General features: G+C 61.7%; 12 protein-coding genes and 1 tRNA gene. 4 read left to right on the top strand and 9 right to left on the bottom strand.

Annotated elements, in window-relative coordinates:
* Positions 1-27: 27 nt before the first annotated feature.
* The 3 genes from folD to CO731_RS24960 form a co-directional block, all read right to left on the bottom strand.
* Positions 28-921, bottom strand: coding sequence for a bifunctional methylenetetrahydrofolate dehydrogenase/methenyltetrahydrofolate cyclohydrolase FolD (gene folD / locus CO731_RS24970; protein ID WP_108610044.1), 894 nt, complete (start codon positions 919-921; stop codon positions 28-30).
* 281 nt (positions 922-1,202) lie between these two features.
* Positions 1,203-2,912, bottom strand: coding sequence for an APC family permease (locus CO731_RS24965; RefSeq protein WP_108609309.1), 1,710 nt, complete (start codon positions 2,910-2,912; stop codon positions 1,203-1,205).
* Positions 2,913-2,992: 80 nt separating this feature from the next.
* Positions 2,993-4,702, bottom strand: coding sequence for an APC family permease (locus tag CO731_RS24960; RefSeq protein WP_108609308.1), 1,710 nt, complete (start codon positions 4,700-4,702; stop codon positions 2,993-2,995).
* Positions 4,703-5,124: 422 nt separating this feature from the next.
* Here CO731_RS24960 and CO731_RS24955 point away from each other — a divergent pair, with 422 nt between their 5' ends.
* A complete protein-coding gene (locus CO731_RS24955; protein ID WP_108609307.1) occupies positions 5,125-5,823 on the top strand; it encodes a response regulator transcription factor in 699 nt (232 codons plus the stop codon).
* A 454-nt stretch (positions 5,824-6,277) separates the two neighbouring features.
* On the opposite strand, the gene CO731_RS24950 is transcribed toward CO731_RS24955, so the two are convergent.
* Complete coding sequence (locus CO731_RS24950; protein WP_108609306.1) at positions 6,278-7,645, bottom strand: NAD(P)/FAD-dependent oxidoreductase; 1,368 nt, start codon at positions 7,643-7,645, stop codon at positions 6,278-6,280.
* Between the two features lie 165 nt (positions 7,646-7,810).
* On the opposite strand from CO731_RS24950, the gene CO731_RS24945 reads away from it, so the two are divergent.
* On the top strand, positions 7,811-9,124 hold the full coding sequence (locus CO731_RS24945; protein ID WP_108610043.1) for an ABC transporter substrate-binding protein: 1,314 nt from the start codon (positions 7,811-7,813) through the stop codon (positions 9,122-9,124).
* Here CO731_RS24945 and CO731_RS24940 read toward each other — a convergent pair.
* Positions 9,107-9,832, bottom strand: a complete 726-nt coding sequence (locus CO731_RS24940) for an FCD domain-containing protein (RefSeq protein WP_108610042.1) — start codon at positions 9,830-9,832, stop codon at positions 9,107-9,109. The genes CO731_RS24945 and CO731_RS24940 overlap by 18 nt on opposite strands.
* A 305-nt stretch (positions 9,833-10,137) precedes the next feature.
* Between CO731_RS24940 and CO731_RS24935 the strand changes: the two genes are divergently transcribed.
* Together CO731_RS24935 and CO731_RS24930 are read left to right on the top strand one after the other, a co-directional pair.
* A complete protein-coding gene (locus CO731_RS24935; protein WP_108679481.1) occupies positions 10,138-12,501 on the top strand; it encodes an aminomethyltransferase family protein in 2,364 nt (787 codons plus the stop codon).
* Positions 12,502-12,607: 106 nt separating this feature from the next.
* Complete coding sequence (locus CO731_RS24930) at positions 12,608-13,369, top strand: hypothetical protein (protein ID WP_245439527.1); 762 nt, start codon at positions 12,608-12,610, stop codon at positions 13,367-13,369.
* A gap of 12 nt (positions 13,370-13,381) precedes the next feature.
* On the opposite strand, the gene CO731_RS24925 is transcribed toward CO731_RS24930, so the two are convergent.
* The 4 genes from CO731_RS24925 to CO731_RS24910 all read right to left on the bottom strand — a co-directional run bounded on the left by CO731_RS24925 (position 13,382) and on the right by CO731_RS24910 (position 17,691).
* A complete protein-coding gene (locus CO731_RS24925) occupies positions 13,382-15,457 on the bottom strand; it encodes an EAL domain-containing protein (protein WP_159091721.1) in 2,076 nt (691 codons plus the stop codon).
* 330 nt (positions 15,458-15,787) lie between these two features.
* A tRNA-Ser gene (locus CO731_RS24920) sits at positions 15,788-15,869 on the bottom strand.
* A gap of 23 nt (positions 15,870-15,892) precedes the next feature.
* The gene (locus CO731_RS24915; protein ID WP_108609303.1) at positions 15,893-17,140 is read right to left on the bottom strand and encodes a site-specific integrase; all 1,248 of its coding nucleotides are present in this window, start codon (positions 17,138-17,140) and stop codon (positions 15,893-15,895) included.
* On the bottom strand, positions 17,137-17,691 hold the full coding sequence (locus CO731_RS24910) for an Arc family DNA-binding protein (RefSeq protein WP_159091720.1): 555 nt from the start codon (positions 17,689-17,691) through the stop codon (positions 17,137-17,139). The genes CO731_RS24915 and CO731_RS24910 overlap by 4 nt, the downstream gene beginning before the upstream one ends.
* Positions 17,692-17,727 lie beyond the last annotated feature (36 nt).

The following is a 17,727-nucleotide window of genomic DNA, read 5'->3' as shown; positions in this document are numbered from 1 at the left end:
TTCGACGGAGCCGGTAAGGCTCCCGGATTAAAAACGAGGTGCTGCCTGACCTGCCGCGCGGAAGGCCGATACTACGGTGTTGGCCATCAAAAGTGCGATCGTCATCGGGCCGACGCCGCCCGGTACCGGCGTGATGGCGCCGGCCTGTTCGGCCGCACTGGCATAGTCGACATCGCCGACCAGCTTCGACTTGCCGTTGGCGCCGCCGTCGAGGCGGTTGATGCCGACGTCGATGACCGTTGCGCCCGGTTTGACCCAGTCGCCCTTGATCATCTCGGGGCGACCGACGGCCGCAACCAGGATGTCGGCGCTGCGGCATAGCGCCGGCAGGTCCTTGGTCCGGCTGTGGGCAACGGTGACAGTGGCGTTGGCGTTAAGCAGAAGATTGGCCATCGGCTTGCCGACGATGTTGGAGCGCCCGACCACGACGGCGTTGAGGCCCGACAGGTCGCGGCCAAGCGCACGCTCGATCAGCAACATCGAGCCTGCCGGCGTGCAGGGCACGAAGGCGGTATCGAGTTCGCCGGTGCCGAGCTTGCCGACATTGGTGAAATGGAAACCGTCGACATCCTTGTCGGCGGCAATCGTCTGGATGATCTTGCCGGAATCGATGTGGTTCGGCAGCGGCAGCTGCACGAGGATGCCGTGGATTGCCGGATCGGCGTTGAGTTTTTCCACCAGCGCCACGAGATCCGATTCGGAGGTGTCGGACGAAAGCGCATGTTCGATCGAGTGGAAGCCGCACTCCTTGGCCTTCTTGCCCTTGGAGGCGACATAGACCTGGCTTGCCGGATCGTGGCCGACGATGACCACCGCGATACCGGGCACGACGCCGGTTTTTGCGATGAGTTGCTCGGCCGCTACCCTGACCTTCGCCACCACATCGGCCGCCACTGCCTTGCCGTCGATTACCGTCGTCATGCTATGCCATTCCTCCCAGGCGAACGCGTCGATACCCACGGCGGGCGCCGTCGATTCGCAGCCCCGGATATCAGATCCGGACAGCTTTTGCGCTGAATTTTCCCGTCTGAATCTATAAAGGCGAGAGGCGTGAAAGTCAACCGTAATGCAAGAATCTTTCATGGAAAGAAATATTAGCCCAGCGCATTTTCCTGCGATGGCTACGGGCCGCGCCGTGCGGCAGCCCCAAAAGGAAAAGGCCGGCTTGCGCCGGCCTCGACCATAGCGACGAGATGTCTCCGTCAGATGACGAAGAACCAGTTGGCGAGCAGCACGACCGCCACGCCTGCAATCAGCGTCAGGTAGGGCAGGATGCCCGCCTTGCGGTTCTTCAGGTCTTCCTGGGTGATGCCGAGGTCGTCGAGCATGTGTGGCGGGAACTTGCCGCCGTCCTGGATGTAGTGGCGATAGCAGAACACCGGGATGATCAGCGCCGCCGCAATGAAGCCGGCATACAGCGCCCAGGGGTTCCAGACCTTGGCGCCTGCGCCCATGAACATGGCATTGACGTAGGACAGCATGGCGCCGACTGCGATCAGGATCGTCGGTGCTTTCCACGGCCGATGGATGTGGCCGTTGTCGATGCGGTGGATCCAGCCCGCGTTCAGGTTGAGGAAGTTGAAGATGATGTAGCCGCAGTTCGACACCGACAGCACGAAGAAGAAGCTGGTGGCGTCGGCCGCCGCGACGGCGAGCAGGAACACGTTGAAGATCAGGTCGGTCCACATGGCGCGCGTCGGTGCGCCATGGCTGTTGACGTGGCTGAGGAACTTGGGCAGCCAGCCGTCGACCGAGCCCTGGTATAGCGTGCGCGACGAACCGGCCATTGCCGTCATGATCGACAGCATCAGTGCCAGGATCATCAGCATCACCATGATCGAGGTGATGAAGCCGGCGCCGCCGACCATCCGGGCCATGGCTTCGGCAACGCCCGAGCCGTCGACGATCGGCGTGGCCAGCATGCCGTTGAGGCCGAGCACGCCCTGGAAGGTGAACGGCACCAGTGTGTAGAGCGCCAGGCAGAGCAGGCCGGAGTAGAAGATCGCCCGCACCGTGTCACGGCCGGGGTTCTTGAACTCCGAGGTGTAGCAGATGGCCGTCTCGAAGGCATAAGCCGACCAGGCGGCGATGAACATGCCGCCGAAGGCCAGGGTCCAGCCGGCGACGTTCCACGCGCCGGGCTCAGGCGAGTAGGCGGCGGCGAGCGGCACCAGCGGCGAATAGTTGTCCCAGTTGATCTGGCCGGTGATGATCGGGACGATGCCGACGATCAGCATCGGCACGATGACGATCAGGCCGATGTATTTCTGCACATTGGCGGTGCCGAGGATGCCGCGATGCTGGATGGCGAAGGTTATCAGCATCAGGATGACGCCGATGAAGAACACCGAGTTGAGTGAGAAGCTGACCGGGCCGAGCGTGCCGTGATAGAGCGTCCAGGTGCGGATCGCAGGGGTCGCTGCCGCAGTCAGGGCGGTCACTGCATCAGCTGCGCTCGTGCCGACATTGGCTGCCATGTACTGCAGCACCTCGGGCGAGGTTTCGGTGAAGCCGGGGATCGGCGCCAGCGCGTTGAGGATATAGGCCGCCGCAATTGAACAGCCCAGCGACAGCACCGGCGTCCAGGCGAGCCAGTTGCACCACACCGACAGCGGCGCGATGAATTTGGAATAGCGCAGCCATGCAGTCGCGCCATAGACCGAGGCGCCACCCGACTTGGACGGGAACAGCCCGGCAATCTCGGCATAGGTGAAGGACTGGATCAGGCCGAGGATGATCGAGGCCGTCCAGATCAGGAAGGCGATGTTGCCGGTGGTGCCGGCGATGCCGCCGATCGAGAACAGGACGAGGGCCGGCACGCCGCTGGCCACCCAGAAGGCGCCGCGCCAGTCGATTGTTCGTTGAAGCTGGCCGTCACCGGCGTCGCTGTGACTTGCTGTCGTTGTGCTCATTGTCGTTCCCCGTCTTGTTCAAAAAGGCCCCGCGCCTCCCAGCGCGGGACCGTGTCTGCGTTGTTGTTGGGTTCAGCGTGTCAGAGCACAAAGAACCAGTTGGATATCAGAACCACGGCGAGACCGGCGATCAGCGTCACGTAGGGCAGGATACCGGCCTTCCTCTTGCGCAGGTCGGCCTCGTGCATGCCGAGATCGTCGAGCATGTGCGCCGGGAACTTGCCTCCGTCCTGGATGTAGTGGCGGTAGCAGAACACCGGTATGATCAGGGCCACGGTGAACAGGCCAGCCCAAAGAGCCATCGGGTTCCACACCTTGGCGCCAGCGCCCATGAACGCGGCGTTGACGAAGGCGAAGATCGTGCCCAGTGCCAGCAGCCAGGTCGGGGCCTTCCACGGACGGTGGATGTGGCCGTTGTCGATGCGGTGGATCCAGCCGGCGTTCAGGTTCAGGAAGTTGAACATGATGTAGCCGCAGTTGGCGACGGCGAGGATGAAGAAGAAGCTCGTCGCGTCCGTGGCGGCGATCGCCAGCAGGAAGAGGTTGAAGATCAGGTCCGTCCACATGGCACGAGTCGGTGCGCCATGCTCGTTGACGTGGCTGAGATACTTGGGCAGCCAGCCGTCGACCGAACCCTGGTAGAGGGTGCGCGACGAACCGGCCATGGCGGTCATGATCGCGAGCAGCAGCGCCAGGATCATCAGCATGACGAGCAGGGTCTTCACCAGCGCGCCGCCGCCGACCATCGTGGCCATGGCGTCGGCGACGCCCGAACCGTCGACGATCGGGGTTGCCAGCATGCCGTTGATGCCGAGCACGCCCTGGAAGGTGAAGGGCACCAGGATGTAGAGCAGCATGCACAGCAGGCCGGAGTAGAAGATGGCCTTGAAGGTGTCGGTGGCCGGGTTCTTGAATTCGCGGGTATAGCAGACCGCGGTCTCGAAGCCGTAGGTCGACCAGGCGGCGATGAACATGCCGCCGAGCGCCAGCGTCCAGCCGGCAGTGTTCCACGAACCGGGCTCGGGCGCATAGGCTGCGGCCAGCGGCACCAGCGGCGAATAGTTGTCCCAGTTGATCTGCCCGGTGATGATCGGCACGACGCCGACGATCAGCAGCGGGATGATGACCAGCATGCCGACGATCTTCTGCACGCTTGCCGTGCCGAGGATGCCGCGGTGCTGGATGGCGAAGGTCATCAGCATCAGGATCGCGCCGATCCAGAAGGTGGCGTTGAGCGAGAAGCCGACCGGGCCCAGCGTGTGGCTGTAGAGCGTCCAGGTGCGGATACCGGGCGTGCCGGCGGCGGTGACCGCAGCGACCGCGTCAGCGGCGCTCGTGCCGACATTGGCTGCCAGGTACTGCAGCACCTCGGGCGAGGTTTCGGTGAAGCCCGGGATCGGCGCCAGCGCGTTGAGGATATAGGCGGCAGCGATGGTGCAGCCGAGCGACAGCACCGGCGTCCAGGCGAACCAGTTGCACCACACCGACAGCGGCGCGACGAACTTCGAATAGCGCAGCCATGCGGTGGCGCCATAGACCGAGGCACCGCCCGACTTGTTCGGGAACAGGCCGGCGATCTCGGCGTAGGTGAACGACTGGATGAAGCCCATGAGGATGGACAGGGTCCAGATCAGGAAGGCGATGTTGCCTGTGGTGCCGGCGATGCCGCCGATCGAGAACAGAACGAGCGGCGGCACGCCGCTGGCCACCCAGAAGGCGCCTCGCCAGTCGATTGTCCTGTGAAGTTGACCGGCGGATTCCGCCGGACTGATGTCCGTTACAGCGCTCATTTGTTCAGTTCCCCATGGATTGAGAATGCCCGTCGCCCACGCCGGCATTTCCCGGTTTCGTGGTACGGCGGCAGTTTCCGCTAAGGCTTCTTTTTTTCCTCAAAGTGAAGTTTGTCTGAATTCGATGCGCCGTCAAGCCATTTTGTCGCAGCGCTGGTGGAAACTTCGATCCACGCTCCCCATGTCATAAGGTTGGCCAGTACGCGCGTATCTTTCCGGCCAGGCAAACCCCACCCGAAGGGGTAGTGCGGTGGTTTTTCGGCCGTTCGCCGGCTACCAGGACGGCTCCGCTCCTATTTTGCCTAATATACTGGAATGAAAAAATCATTCATGTTATGAATTGAAGCTAAGGCCGAAAATAGATCGACCTGACACAGGAGACGTCGGCAAGAGGTGGGCGCACGAACATAGGCGGGAGGAACATGAACGCCGAATGGAAGGGTCAGCGCCAGGGCATCGGGATTGAGGTGGTGCCAGTGGCAAGAGACAGCAAGTTCAAGATATTGATCGCCGAGCGAAACCCGCTGGTGGTGGCGGCACTTGGCGACATGATCGCGCGCGACGGCCGCTTCGAGCTCGTCGACAGCGTGCCGACCGGCAAGGCCTTTCTCCAGGCGGCTTCCGAGCCAGATCAATCGTTCGATTTGGCGGTGCTCGGCTGGAAGTTGTCCGATATGGACAGTGGCGAGGTGCTGGCCGAAATGCAGCGGCGTTCGCTGCACGCCCGTGTCGTGGTCTTTTCCAATGACCATGACATATCGATCCTCAAGCAGTGCGTCCGCCTTGGCGTCCAAGGCTTCTGCTATCAGTTCGACGACCCGGCGATCCTATTCGATACGCTGGTGGCGGTGGCGCACGGCCGCATCTGTATCCCTTATGTCGACGTGTCCAAGATCAACGACACGCCGCTGTCACGTTTGACCACGCGCGAGCGCGAGCTGCTTTCGGTATTGGCGGATGGCTGGACCAATCTGCAGATCGCGGCGCGCACCGGGATCTCGGAGAATACGGTCAAATACCATCTCAAGAATCTTTACGACAAACTCGACGTCCGCAACCGAGCGATGGCCGTGGCGCTCTACGCCAGCGAAAAAAACCGCGGTCCGAGCGTGAACGCCTAGCCGGACGATTTTTCGGTTTTCGGAACGGGTCGTGCCTTTCGAGGCCGGCCCGTTTTTGTTTGATCGTGCCTTTCGGCGGCAGCAACCGCCCTCTGAAGTCGGCGCTGCTCGCAGGCCCTTTCGGTCCTTACTGCCTCGCTTCGCTCCTCCGGCGAACTCAGGGCCATCTCTCCGCCATTTCGTGGATCCTGGGAGACCGCAGCCCCAGCCGAGATTGACGGTTCCTCTCCCTCGCGAGGGCAGAAGTGGTTCGCGCAGCGAACCAGTGAGAGAGATAAAACCCCGAGATCTGCGCTAACCGAATTTCACCTTGAGGAAAGCCACAAGGCCGAGGCTCGTCGCCCGGTCCTCACGCAGCCTTGGCCGCTGCGATGCCCCGTGAAAGCAAAAATGCCGCCCCGGTCGGGGCGGCATTGCATGTCACTCAAGCAGGGCGCGGTCGTGGGACCGTAAATTACTCTGCTGCGACGGACGAGGCGGTCTGCAGGTACGATTCCAGCGAGTCGTCGAGCGCGTCCTTCCACGGCGTATGATGCGGCGGCGCCATCGTGCCGGTGATGACCGAGCGGTAGGAATGGTTGCGGAACTCCATGATTCCCTTCTTCTTGTGTTCCTTCCACTCGAAGAAGGCCGCGTTGGCGCCGTCCACGTTGAAGCTCGGATAGTCGGTTTCCGCGATCAGTTCCTTGACGTAGTCGCCCTGGTATTCGATCGCGTCATGGGTGTCCTTGCCGGCATCCTCGCGAGCAACGCGGTCCTGCACGTCGGCGACCATCTCCTGCTTGGTGGCAGGCAGCTTGACGCGGCCGAGGATCACGTCGCGTGCCCACCAGGCCTGCGCGTCGAACATGTTGAAGGTGAACCACTGGTCCTGCATGCCGATATAGAACATCGCCGGATTGTGGACGTAGGCGACGCCCTTGTAGAGGTCGGCGGTCGCCAGGCGGTTGGCGGTCCTGAGGCGCAGGTCGTCAGGCAGGAACGGGAAGTGGTGCTTGTAGCCAGTGCACAGGATGATGGCGTCGATGCGCTTGGTCGACCCGTCCTTGAAGGTGGCGGTGTTGATTTCGACCTTCTCCAGCAGCGGCCTCTCTTCCCAGTTGTCGGGCCATTTGAAGCCCATCGGCGCGGTGCGGTAGGAGTTGGTGACCGACTTGGCGCCATACTTCCAGCATTGCGAGCCGATGTCCTCGGCCGAGTAGCTGGTGCCGATGAGCAGGACGTCCTTGCCGGCGAACTCGCGGGCGTCGCGGAAGTCGTGGGCGTGAAGGATGCGGCCGTTGAAGCGGTCGAAGCCGGGGAATTCGGGAACGTTCGGGGTCGAGAAATGGCCCGAGGCGACGATGACGTTGTCGAATTCCTCGGAGTAGCAGTGATCCTTCGGCAGGTCCTGCACGGTGACGGTGAATTTCTTGGTCTCTTCGTTCCAGGTCACCATGCGCACGGCGGTCTCGAAACGGATCCATTTGCGGACGCCGGCCTTGTTCACGCGGCCTTCGATGTAGTCGAAGAGAACAGCGCGCGGCGGATAGGAGGCGATCTGCTTGCCGAAATGCTCTTCGAAGGAATAGTCGGCGAACTCGAGGCCCTCCTTGGGGCCGTTCGACCAGAGATAGCGGTACATGGAACCATGAACGGGCTCGCCATACTGATCGAGGCCGGTGCGCCAGGTGTAGTTCCAAAGGCCACCCCAGTTGGCCTGCTTTTCGAAGCAGACGATTTCCGGGATTTCTGCGCCCTTTTCCGCGGCCGACTGGAATGCTCTCAGCTGGGCCAGACCCGACGGTCCGGCTCCGATCACGGCGACACGCTTAGCTGTCATGGTTTCCTCCTATTTTGGTATAGACCAAATTTGGCTTATTGGTTCCTCTGGTCCAGAGTATATTGACGGCCGTTATACCAATTTGTCAACGATGAGTTTCCTGTGAGGAACAAAAATTTCGCTCCATGAGGATGAAGCTCCCAGGTTTTGATGATACTTACAGCCATGCAGAATTCCAGCTTTGCCCATCATCTTGCGGTTTCCAGCGTCCTGCCGCGGCTTTCCGTCGGCATGCCGAATGCGGTGAATGTCGGGTTCCTGGCTCCGCTCAGCGGGCAGGTCGAGTCATGGGGCTTGCCCGGATTGCATGGCTGCCGGATCTGGGAGGACTGGCTCAACAAGACCGGCGGGTTGCTGATCAACGGGCGGCGCTATCCGATCAAGATCGTCGAGTACGACTGCGACTACGATGCCGGGCGGGCCGAGGCGGGCGCGCGCCATCTGATAGAGCAGCATGACATCAAGCTGCTGATGATGCTGGGCGGAGATACGATTGCGCCGATACGGGATTACCTGACCCAGCGCAAAGTCCTGACCTCAACGCTGCTGCCCAGCGACCTGTCGCCGGATACGCCTTATCTGATCGCACCCAGCGAACTGCATCCGATCTACAATGTGACAGGAGTGGACTGGCTGGCCAAGGCAAAGCCAGAGCTTCGGACTGTCGCGATATGCAGCCAGTCGGATGCGCTTGGCCTGCCCTCGCTAGCGACGTATCGCGCAGCCTTCAAAGCGGCCAATGTGGGGATTGCCAAGGAAATCCAGTACGATCCTGGCACCACAGATGCTGCCGGAATCGTGCAGCCGATGCTGGATTCGAACCCTGATATCCTGTGCTGGTGCACCAGCTATACGCCCATGGTCCATGCCATGACCGAATATGCGCATGCGCAGGGCTTCAAGGGGCAGATCATCTCCTGCACGCTGGACTATTACGATCAGCTCGTGGCCCGGACATCTGTCGAATTCATGGAAGGTTTCGTCTTCCAGTTCCCCGATTTCGACGACGAAAAGCTGACGGACAAGACGTTTTTCTTCAATCAGCCAAAGGGCTTCTTCGACGAGTACAACCACCGCTTTCCCGGCACCTGGACCGCGGTGAGCTGGGAGTATGTCGCCATCCTGGATATCTGGCATGCGGCGGTCGAAAAGTGCAACAGCGTCAATCCTCTACCCGTCTTGGCGGCCATGAAGCAGCTTGGACATGTCACCCACGCGTTCGGTCCGGCTCATTGGTGGGGCGAGAGCATGTTCGGGATCGACAACGCGCTGGTCGGAGACTGGCCGGTGGTGACGCTAAAGAACGGCAAGGCGAAAATTGCTGCTTTCGGCTCGATCCCGCGCTGGCTGAAACGCCATGGCGGCCTTCTCAAGCAGGAAATGTCGGATCTGGGACAGCTTTGGGACCAGCGCCTGCAATCGAGCGGGAATGGAACCGCCTTGCAGGCACGGACTCCGGAGTCAGTCCTGCAGAAATAACTTCTGCTCCTCGACCAGGTGCAGCTTGATGAATTCGACGGCTCGCTCCACGTCGCGAGAGGCAATCGCATTGAACAGCGCGTTGTAGCGCTGTTGGTACTCGAGGATCCGTTTCGGGGACAGATGCCGGCGAAGGAGCGTCGTACGAAAGCTCACCCGGCAGGCCTCGATCGTCAGATTGTAGCAGGATGCGAGCAGGCGATTGTGCGTTCCTTCGGCAATCTTGCGATAGATTTCCTCTTCGCATTTCACGAAAGCGGCAACGTCGGTATGCACGCTTTCGATCTTCGACATGAGTTGTTCCAGGTCCCACACTTCGCGCGGAGTCATGTTGATGACGGCAAGGCGAACCATTTCGGGCTCAAGGATACCGCGCACCACAAGGTGGTCCAGGGGGCTGGTCTCCATGGCGACCGAGCTCTCGCCGCGCTCCGGCACATCGTCCGAGCGATAGGTGACGAAACTGCCGCTGCCGGGACGTCGATTGATGACTTTGCGCGCTTCCAGCACATCCAGTGCCTCGCGCACGGTATTGCGGGCTACCCCCAACTCCGAAGCCAACGCCCGCTCAGACGGAAGGCGCGTGTTCAGCGGATACTCCTCCGACGTTATTTTCGCCAACAAGCGATCCAGAACCGTCTGCACAGTCGCCCCCACCGAGTAGGTTGCGATGATCTGAGATGTGAGTTGGTCGGCTTCAGCCTTCATTTCGCGACCCTGCATATCAGTTCTGCCTCATGGCCACGGCGCGAGGCGAAGCCTACCGCAGCACAGTCTAAGTTTGAAATGTTTGTCGAATCCGACCCAGTAGCACGGTTGACGGGGCGGGGACAATCGCTTGACGGGTTAGGGGACGTCAATGGTCCGGACCTCGCCCGACAGGCCGCCTGCGGTCGGTCGCCTCGCCTCATTTTTCAGCTATGCGGCGAAACGAAGCCTTGCTAGGGCGGTAAAATCGAGTATTCTCTAGACTGAAATATTTTTACACACAGGCAAATTTTGACGAGGTGGTGATGACTATCGCAGACTACCCCGCCGTGACCTCCGGCCCGCCGCGGCCGAGTCTCATCCTGCAGCCCGGGCTGCTGTTGCCGGGCATGGAGCGTTACCATGTGCCGGGCTTGGGCGCCGCACTGATCGAGATCGAGGCCGGCGACCGCGTGACGGTGCGCAACCTCGAGGGCGGCCAGCCTTGCGAGCTGGTGGCCTTCGATGCCGCCGGCAAGGCCGATCCGGGCATCCTGGGCACACGCTCGAACAGCGATGCTGCCGGGCTCAAGGCGCTTCTGGTCGACGGCGACGACAGCCTGCAGGCGTTCCGCGCCGGGCTGGCGCGGCGCAAGCTCGAACTCGGCCGTGTCGAGGCCGTGCGCTTCTTCGATGGTGCGACCGCTGCAGGCACCGAAGAGAGCTTCACCGTCACCCGTCCGGGCACGCTGGTGGTCGCTGCCCCCGGTGCTGCGATGGCGATCGACAGCCATGACACCTCGACGCCGCTTGCGGTGATGATCAAGCACGCGACGATCAGGCCCGCCGGCAAGTCCGACCTGCCCGATCCGCTCGCCGATCCGCTGCTCGACCTCAGGGTCAAGTCGAAGACGGCCGAGTCCTTCTTCGTCAAGGCCGGCGACTACATCCAGATCATCGACGTCGACGGTCGCCAGTGCACCGACTTCCAGTGCTTCTCGGCGCGCAAGCTCGACAAGGGCCGCGACCTTGCCCTCGACGTCACCGCCACCCGCTCGCTGATGGGCCACGCCTATCCGATGCCGGGCCTGCATGCCAAATATTTCGACCAGGATTTCGAGCCTTTGGTCGAGGTCATCCAGGACACCTGCGGCCGGCACGACGCGTTCGCGCTCGCCTGCTACGCCAAATATTACGACGACATCGGCTATCCCGGCCACATCAACTGCTCGGAGAACTTCAACGGCGCACTGACCCCGCATGGCGTCAACGCCCGTGCCGGCTGGATGGCGGTCAACTTCTTCTTCAACACCGGCATCGACGCCCATGGCGTGATGTTCTCCGACGAACCCTGGTCGCGGCCGGGCGACTATGTGCTGCTGAGAGCCCTGACCGACATCGTCTGCGTCTCCTCGGCCTGCCCCGACGACACCACCCCGGCCAATGGCTGGAACCTCACCGACATCCACGTCCGGACCTATTCCGGCCAGCACAAATTCTCGCGCGCGATCGCCAGACGCACGACCCCGGAGGCCGAACCCAAAATGACCCGTGAGACCGCCTTCCATTCAAGCTTTGCCAAGCACACGCGCAACTTCATCGAATACAAGGGCTTCTGGCTGCCGCAGGAATTCGCCAAGGAAGGCCCGATCGAGGAATACTGGGCCTGCCGCCAGAAGGCGGTGGTGATGGATCTTTCCGCCCTGCGCAAGTTCGAGGTGACGGGCCCGGATGCAGAAGCCCTGATGCAGTACACGCTGACCCGCGACGTCAAGAAGCTCGGCGTCGGCCAGGTCGTCTATACCGCGATGTGCTACGAGCACGGCGGCATGATCGACGACGGCACCTTGCTGCGCCTCGGCAAGGACAATTTCCGCTGGATCTGCGGTGACGACTATTCCGGCGTGTGGCTGCGCGAAGTGGCGGAAAAGCTCGGTCTCAAGGTGCTCATCCGCTCCTCGACCGACCAGATGCACAACATCGCCGTGCAGGGCCCCAACAGCCGCGACATCCTCAAGGAGATCGTCTGGACGCCGCCGCACCAGCCGGCGCTCAGCGAGCTCGAATGGTTCCGCTTCACCATCGGCCGCATCGGCGATGCGCAAGGGGTGCCGATCGTGGTCTCGCGCACCGGCTATACCGGCGAGCTCGGCTACGAGGTCTGGTGCCATCCGCGCGACGCCGAAAAGGTCTTCGACGCGGTGTGGGAAGCGGGCCAGCCGCATGGGCTCAAGCCGATGGGCTTTGCCGCCCTCGACATGGTGCGCATCGAGGCCGGGCTGATCTTTGCCAATTACGAGTTCTCCGACCAGACCGACCCGTTCGAGGCTGGCATCGGCTTCACCGTGCCGCTGAAGACCAAGACCGACGACTTCATCGGCCGCGAGGCGCTGATCAGGCGCAAGGACAACCCGATCCACAAGCTGGTCGGCCTCGACATCGACAGTAACGTCGTCGTCGGCCATGGCGACTGCGTCCATATCGGCCGCGCCCAGATCGGCATCGTCACCTCGTCGATGCGCTCGCCGGTGCTGAACAAGAACATCGCGCTCGCCCGCGTCGACGCCACCCACGCCAATGTCGGCACCGAGGTCGAGATCGGCAAGCTCGACGGCCACCAGAAGCGTCTGCCGGCCAGGATCGTGCCTTTCGCCCACTACGATCCCAAGAAGGAAAAGCCACGGTCGTAAATCAACCGCGACTTCGCCGTCATCAATGCAAAAGCCCCGCGACCTGCGGGGCTTTTTGTTTGAGGATTCCGGGAATTGGCTTATTCACGGTCAATAGAGAACACCCTTGGCGCAAGGCAGCATCGTGGAAATATTCTCCTGGTCGCCCATCGTATTGACGCTTCCCTTTATCGTCATCGGCATCGTTTCATTTTTCCTGGGTGCGGCGTTCCTCGCGATCTTCGCCAGGCAGGCACAAGGCGACCCTCTATCGATGCCGGTCGCCGCTTTCGTCGGCACCATCACCACGGCCTGGGCGCTGTCGCTCGGTTTCACGGCCGCGGATGTATGGTCGGTCAATGCGCGCGCAAGTGAGGTCGCCAGCGCCGAGCGTTCGTCGATGATGCGGCTTGCCGGCATGGCGAAGCCGGAGGCGCTTGCCTCTGCCGAATTGTTGAATGGCCTACTGGCCTACAAGGATGCCGTCATTTCGCTGGAATGGCCGAATGCGAACCATTCGCCTGAGCCCGCCGTCGAACAGGCCTTGCAGGACATCCGCCTGGCATTGATCGCGCTGTCGAAGTCAGGCCTTCCTGATCCGATCATTGGCCAGATGGTGCAGGACTTCGACGAATTGCAGGACGCCCGCAATTCGCGCCTGGCCATCGGCGCAGGTTCGGTCAATCAGCTCAAATGGTACCTGGTGCTGTTCCTGACCATGCTTTCGGCGGTGGTCATCGGGGCAGTCCACGCCGACAGGCCGCATGCCGGCAGGAAGGCGATCCTGATCTTCGCCGTCACGGCAAGCGTCAGCCTGTGGATCCTGGCCTTGCATGCCAATCCCTATGTCGGCGTTGCGCAGGTGACATTGGGCGACGCACGCATCTAGCCCCGACTGCCCCTAGGCAGTTCGGGCGACGACAGGCTGGGGAGAGGCGTTGCGCATGGCCAGCCACGCCTCGGCCTGAGCGTCGGGCATCGGAAAGGCTATGCCATAGCCCTGGACTGCGGGGCAGCCCAGCTCCCGCAGGAAGGACAGCTCCCTTTCGGTTTCGGCACCCTCGGCGATGATCGAAATGCCGAGGCCGCGCGCCAGTTCGATGATCGCCTTGACGATCTTGGAGTTGGCCGGGTTCTTGTGGATGTCGCGGATGAAGCGGCGGTCGATCTTCAGCCGGTCGACCTCGTTGGCGCTGATATGCGACAGCGATGCGTAGCCGGTGCCGAAATCGTCCAGTTCCATGCGGATGCCGGCCTTGCGCAGACGCTTCAGCGTCAGCCCGATGCCGCTGTTTTCGTCGTCGAGCATGACCGATTCGACGATTTCCAGCGCCACCAGGCGGTTGGGCAGGCCTTCGGCCTTGAGAAGGCCGAGCAAATGATTGGCGAAGTCGGCCTCGTGTAGCTCCTGGGCAGACACATTGAGCGAGAGCCGGCCGAAATCCAGTCCCATGCGGTGCCACCCCGCGGCCGTGCGTATGGCCTTCGCAAAGATGGAACGGCCGATCGCTGGCATCAGCCCGGCCTTTTCAGCTGCCGGAAGGAACTCGCCGGGCGAAACGTTCCTGCCCATGACCTCCCAGCGCACCAGCGCCTCGACGCCGATCACCTTCCCGGTCTGCAGGGAGACCTGTGGCTGGAAATGGACCGCGAAGGCCTCGGTAGCGATGGCTTCGCGCAGTTCGCGTTCGAGGTTGGCCTTTTCTTCGAACTTGTCGCGCAGCGTCGTGGCAAAGAGCTGATAACCGCCGCGCCCATCGGCCTTGGCGCGGTAGAGCGCCAGGTCGGCGTTGACGAATAGCTCATCCATCGTGGCGGTGGCGTCGTGGAACAGTGCCACGCCTGCGCTTGCGCTCGGCTTCAGCGAAGCTCCGGCGAACTCCAGCGGCTGCTTGATGCTCGCGGTGATCCGCGCCGCGACTTCGACGGCGGCCGCCTCGGTGCCCACGTCGGTCAGGATCACGGTGAATTCGTCGCCGCCAAGGCGCACGCAGACGTCGGATTCGCGAACGCTGGCGACAAGGCGCCGTGCGGTCTCGATCAGCACGGCATCGCCCGCGGCATGGCCGAGCGTGTCGTTGACGGTCTTGAAGTGGTCGAGGTCGAGATGGATGACGGCGATCGCCTCGCCCTTGCGGCGGGCGGTGGCCAATGCCGTATCCATGTAGTCGTTGAGGAAGGCCCGGTTGTAGAGGCCTGTCAGCGCATCATGATTGGCGGCGAAGTTCATCTGGTCGCGCGCCCTGAGCAGTTCGCTGGTGCAGGACACGACGCGGCGCACCAGCGGCCGGAAGATCAGCACCGCCTCGGCGACGAGCAGCAGCAAAGTGAGGACAAAGACCGTAAGGTGCAGCTTCTCGACCGCTGCGCCCTTTTCGGCAGCTTCCGACGTGAACAGCCGGGTCAGCGTTTCATATTCGCGCCGGGCTTTCTCGGCGACGTAAAGCCTGAGCGCGGCGAAATGTGCGATGGCATCGGCAGGCATCTCTGCGGACACCGAGTCGGGCAGCAGCTTGAGATAGGAATTGACCGTGTGCTCGAGGATCCGCGTCGATGCGTCGATCTGGCCGGGAACCTCGGTAAACAGCTTTGTCGCATCCTCTGAAAGCTCGAGCTGGTGAAGCGGTGACCGGGCGTCGGGCGATCCGTTCCGCAGGATGCGCTCGTTGGCGAGGAAACTTTCGAGCGCCGCCTTGAGGTTCTGGCGCGCCTGGGTGCGCAGCCATTGCGCATCGGCCGTATGGGCCTCCGTCGCGCTCAGCAATATCCGCTGCGACAGCATCTGCTGGCGGGCCCCGAGCTCGATCAATGCGGTCTTCTGCGTGTTCGCCGAGATCACCGAGTTCAACATGAAGAAGCTGGCGGTTGCCAGCGACGCGATCAGGATCAGCGCTGCCACATAAGACGCCCTGGTCTTGTGCATCAAGCCGTCTGCGAGTTTCTCGTGTTCCGTGCTCGCCTGCGCGCTCGCCGACATGTCGACTTTCCCCCGCCAACTCGATCTCAGAAGTTCCCCCGGGCAAGAAAATGCAGAACAATGATGAATTGCGTGTAAATGCGAAGAGTTATTGCCGCGCGGACCAGTAGGTATTTCGACCTGGATTCCTGCTCGGTCCTGATTTGCATGAAGTTGCATGAATGTCAGTGTAGTCCTGCATCAATTGTTGTTGGCAGAACTCGTCGGACATTTTGGTCGCAACCGACCGGACAGCGGGTCGAAGGAGACGGGGAGGGCAGTCTCTTCGCGCCACTTGCGCAGTGACGCAGCGTGCCGATTTCTCGCAAGCGATCTGTTTGGGGGAGGAAGTGGTGCCCAGACGCGGATTCGAACCACGGACACGCGGATTTTCAATCCGAGAAGAACCATTGTGTAGCAAGGCATTCAGGGCTTTATGTTGCGTCTATGTCGCGCTCATGAAAGCAGCGCTCGCTCGGCGGCTGCCATTTCGTCTGCGTCGTCGCTCCTCGGGAATAGGTGTCCGTAGACATCCATCGTCATGACGATCGAAGAGTGACCAAGCCGCTCCTGGACGACCTTTGCGGGAAGGCCGAGGCCTCCGTCCTGTGGTCGGTTGATACACCACGACGCATAGAAATGCCGCAGCGCATGCATGCCTGTGTACTTTGCGGCGAGGATAGGCTTGCCGTTCTCATCGATTCTGTCGGTTTCCACGGTGACGCCGGCGCCGATCTGAACGGGGATCAGGCCGCGGTTGATGATGTTCCCCAAGCTTTCGACATTGCCCGAGCCGTTGGCAAAGATGAGGTGCGATGGCTTGACATCTTCCCTGGTCGAATTGCCATCGTCGTCGCGGCCAGTGATCGGCCTGCCGTAGGCGAGCTTCCATTCCTTCAGGGCGTTGACCACCATCGGCGGGATAGGGACCGTTCGCTCTCCGGCTTCCGACTTCGGTCTGCCGATATCGTTGAACCTGTCCGCCCGCTGTCGGACGTGAATCTCGCGTTTTTCCAGATCGACATCGAGCCAGCGCAGCCCCCGTAGCTCCGATGCTCTGAGACCGGCAAAGATTGCTGTCAGCAGCAACGGCCGCCAGCGGCCCTCCAGCGCGCCCACGATGGCCTTGACCTCGTCTCTCGTCGGAATGTCCGTCCCGACCTTTAGGCGGCCCTTCTGGCGCCTTTCTTGGCGTCTGTCTTTGCCTTTCTGCCTGGCGCGGCTCTTCTCCCTGACCGCGTTGCGGACTACCAGCCCCCGCTCCTGCGCGTCGGCCAAGAGCGAGCCGAGGCTGACCAGCACCTTGCGCACCATTGCCGGCGAGCGCCCCGTTTCACGTAGCTTGTCCTCAAAGTCCCGCACGGCGGGCACCGAGAGCTTCGACAGTAGCGTGTCGCCAATCAGTGGCGCGATATGAAGGTCAAGGTGCTGCCGGTACTGATTAGTGGTCGTGCGCTCCAACCCCGCGCCCTCGGCGCTGGCTATCCAGAACTCACCGGCCTGTTTGACCGTGGCGCTGGCGCTGTCTGCTACGTGGGTGCCCTCGCGCACCTCGACCTTGGCCGTGGCCGCGAACGTGTCCGCGTCCTTCTTCTTCGCGAAGGTCTTCAGCCGGCGCGTGCCCTTGGTGTCGACATAATCGACTACCCAGCTGGATTTCTCTTCGCCCTTACCAGTGGTCCAGGTGCGCTTGCGGATGCTCACTTCTTGTCGTCCTCAAACGGATCTTCAAACGGATCGTCTACCGAAGGTGTTCCTTCACCACGTTCCACCGGTTGCCATTCGTGTTGAGGGCCGACGGTTCCATTAGGGTATACGAATTTTTCTGATCGGCCGGTTCGCCTGAGGGACTCGTCTTCAACAGCATCGTATTCCTCAGAGGCGATATCCTGTTCGTACTCGAACTCCCGCTCCTGCCACTCCTCATACTGCTTGCTTATTCTCCGGCGAGTGTCGTCATCGAGACCTTGCACGCGACCGCTGTAGATGCCGACGATGGTCTCCTTAAGCTCCGCGACAAGCTTCGCTACATCCTCTCGTCCACTTTTCCCGCGTTGCAGCACGCTAAGCATGCTGAATATCTCGTCGAACCGATCACCTGCCTGCCACGGCTCAGGGAACTCTCGTTCAAGTATGCGGATGATCTCCTCATTCATCGACCGCCCTTGGTACTCTGCATATGCCTTGATGCGATCCTTCAAGCCGGCCGGCAGGCGCAAAAGGTATTGGTCCGGCTTACTGCGGTTTTCGGCCACTCTGGTATTCCCCATAAAATGATATCCATTGGATAA

The organism is Aminobacter sp. MSH1 (assembly GCF_003071665.1).
GTDB classification, from domain to species: Bacteria; Pseudomonadota; Alphaproteobacteria; order Rhizobiales; family Rhizobiaceae; genus Aminobacter; species Aminobacter niigataensis.
The sequence above is the reverse complement of the archived record's forward strand: the minus strand, read 5'-3'. Positions and strand labels throughout refer to the sequence as shown.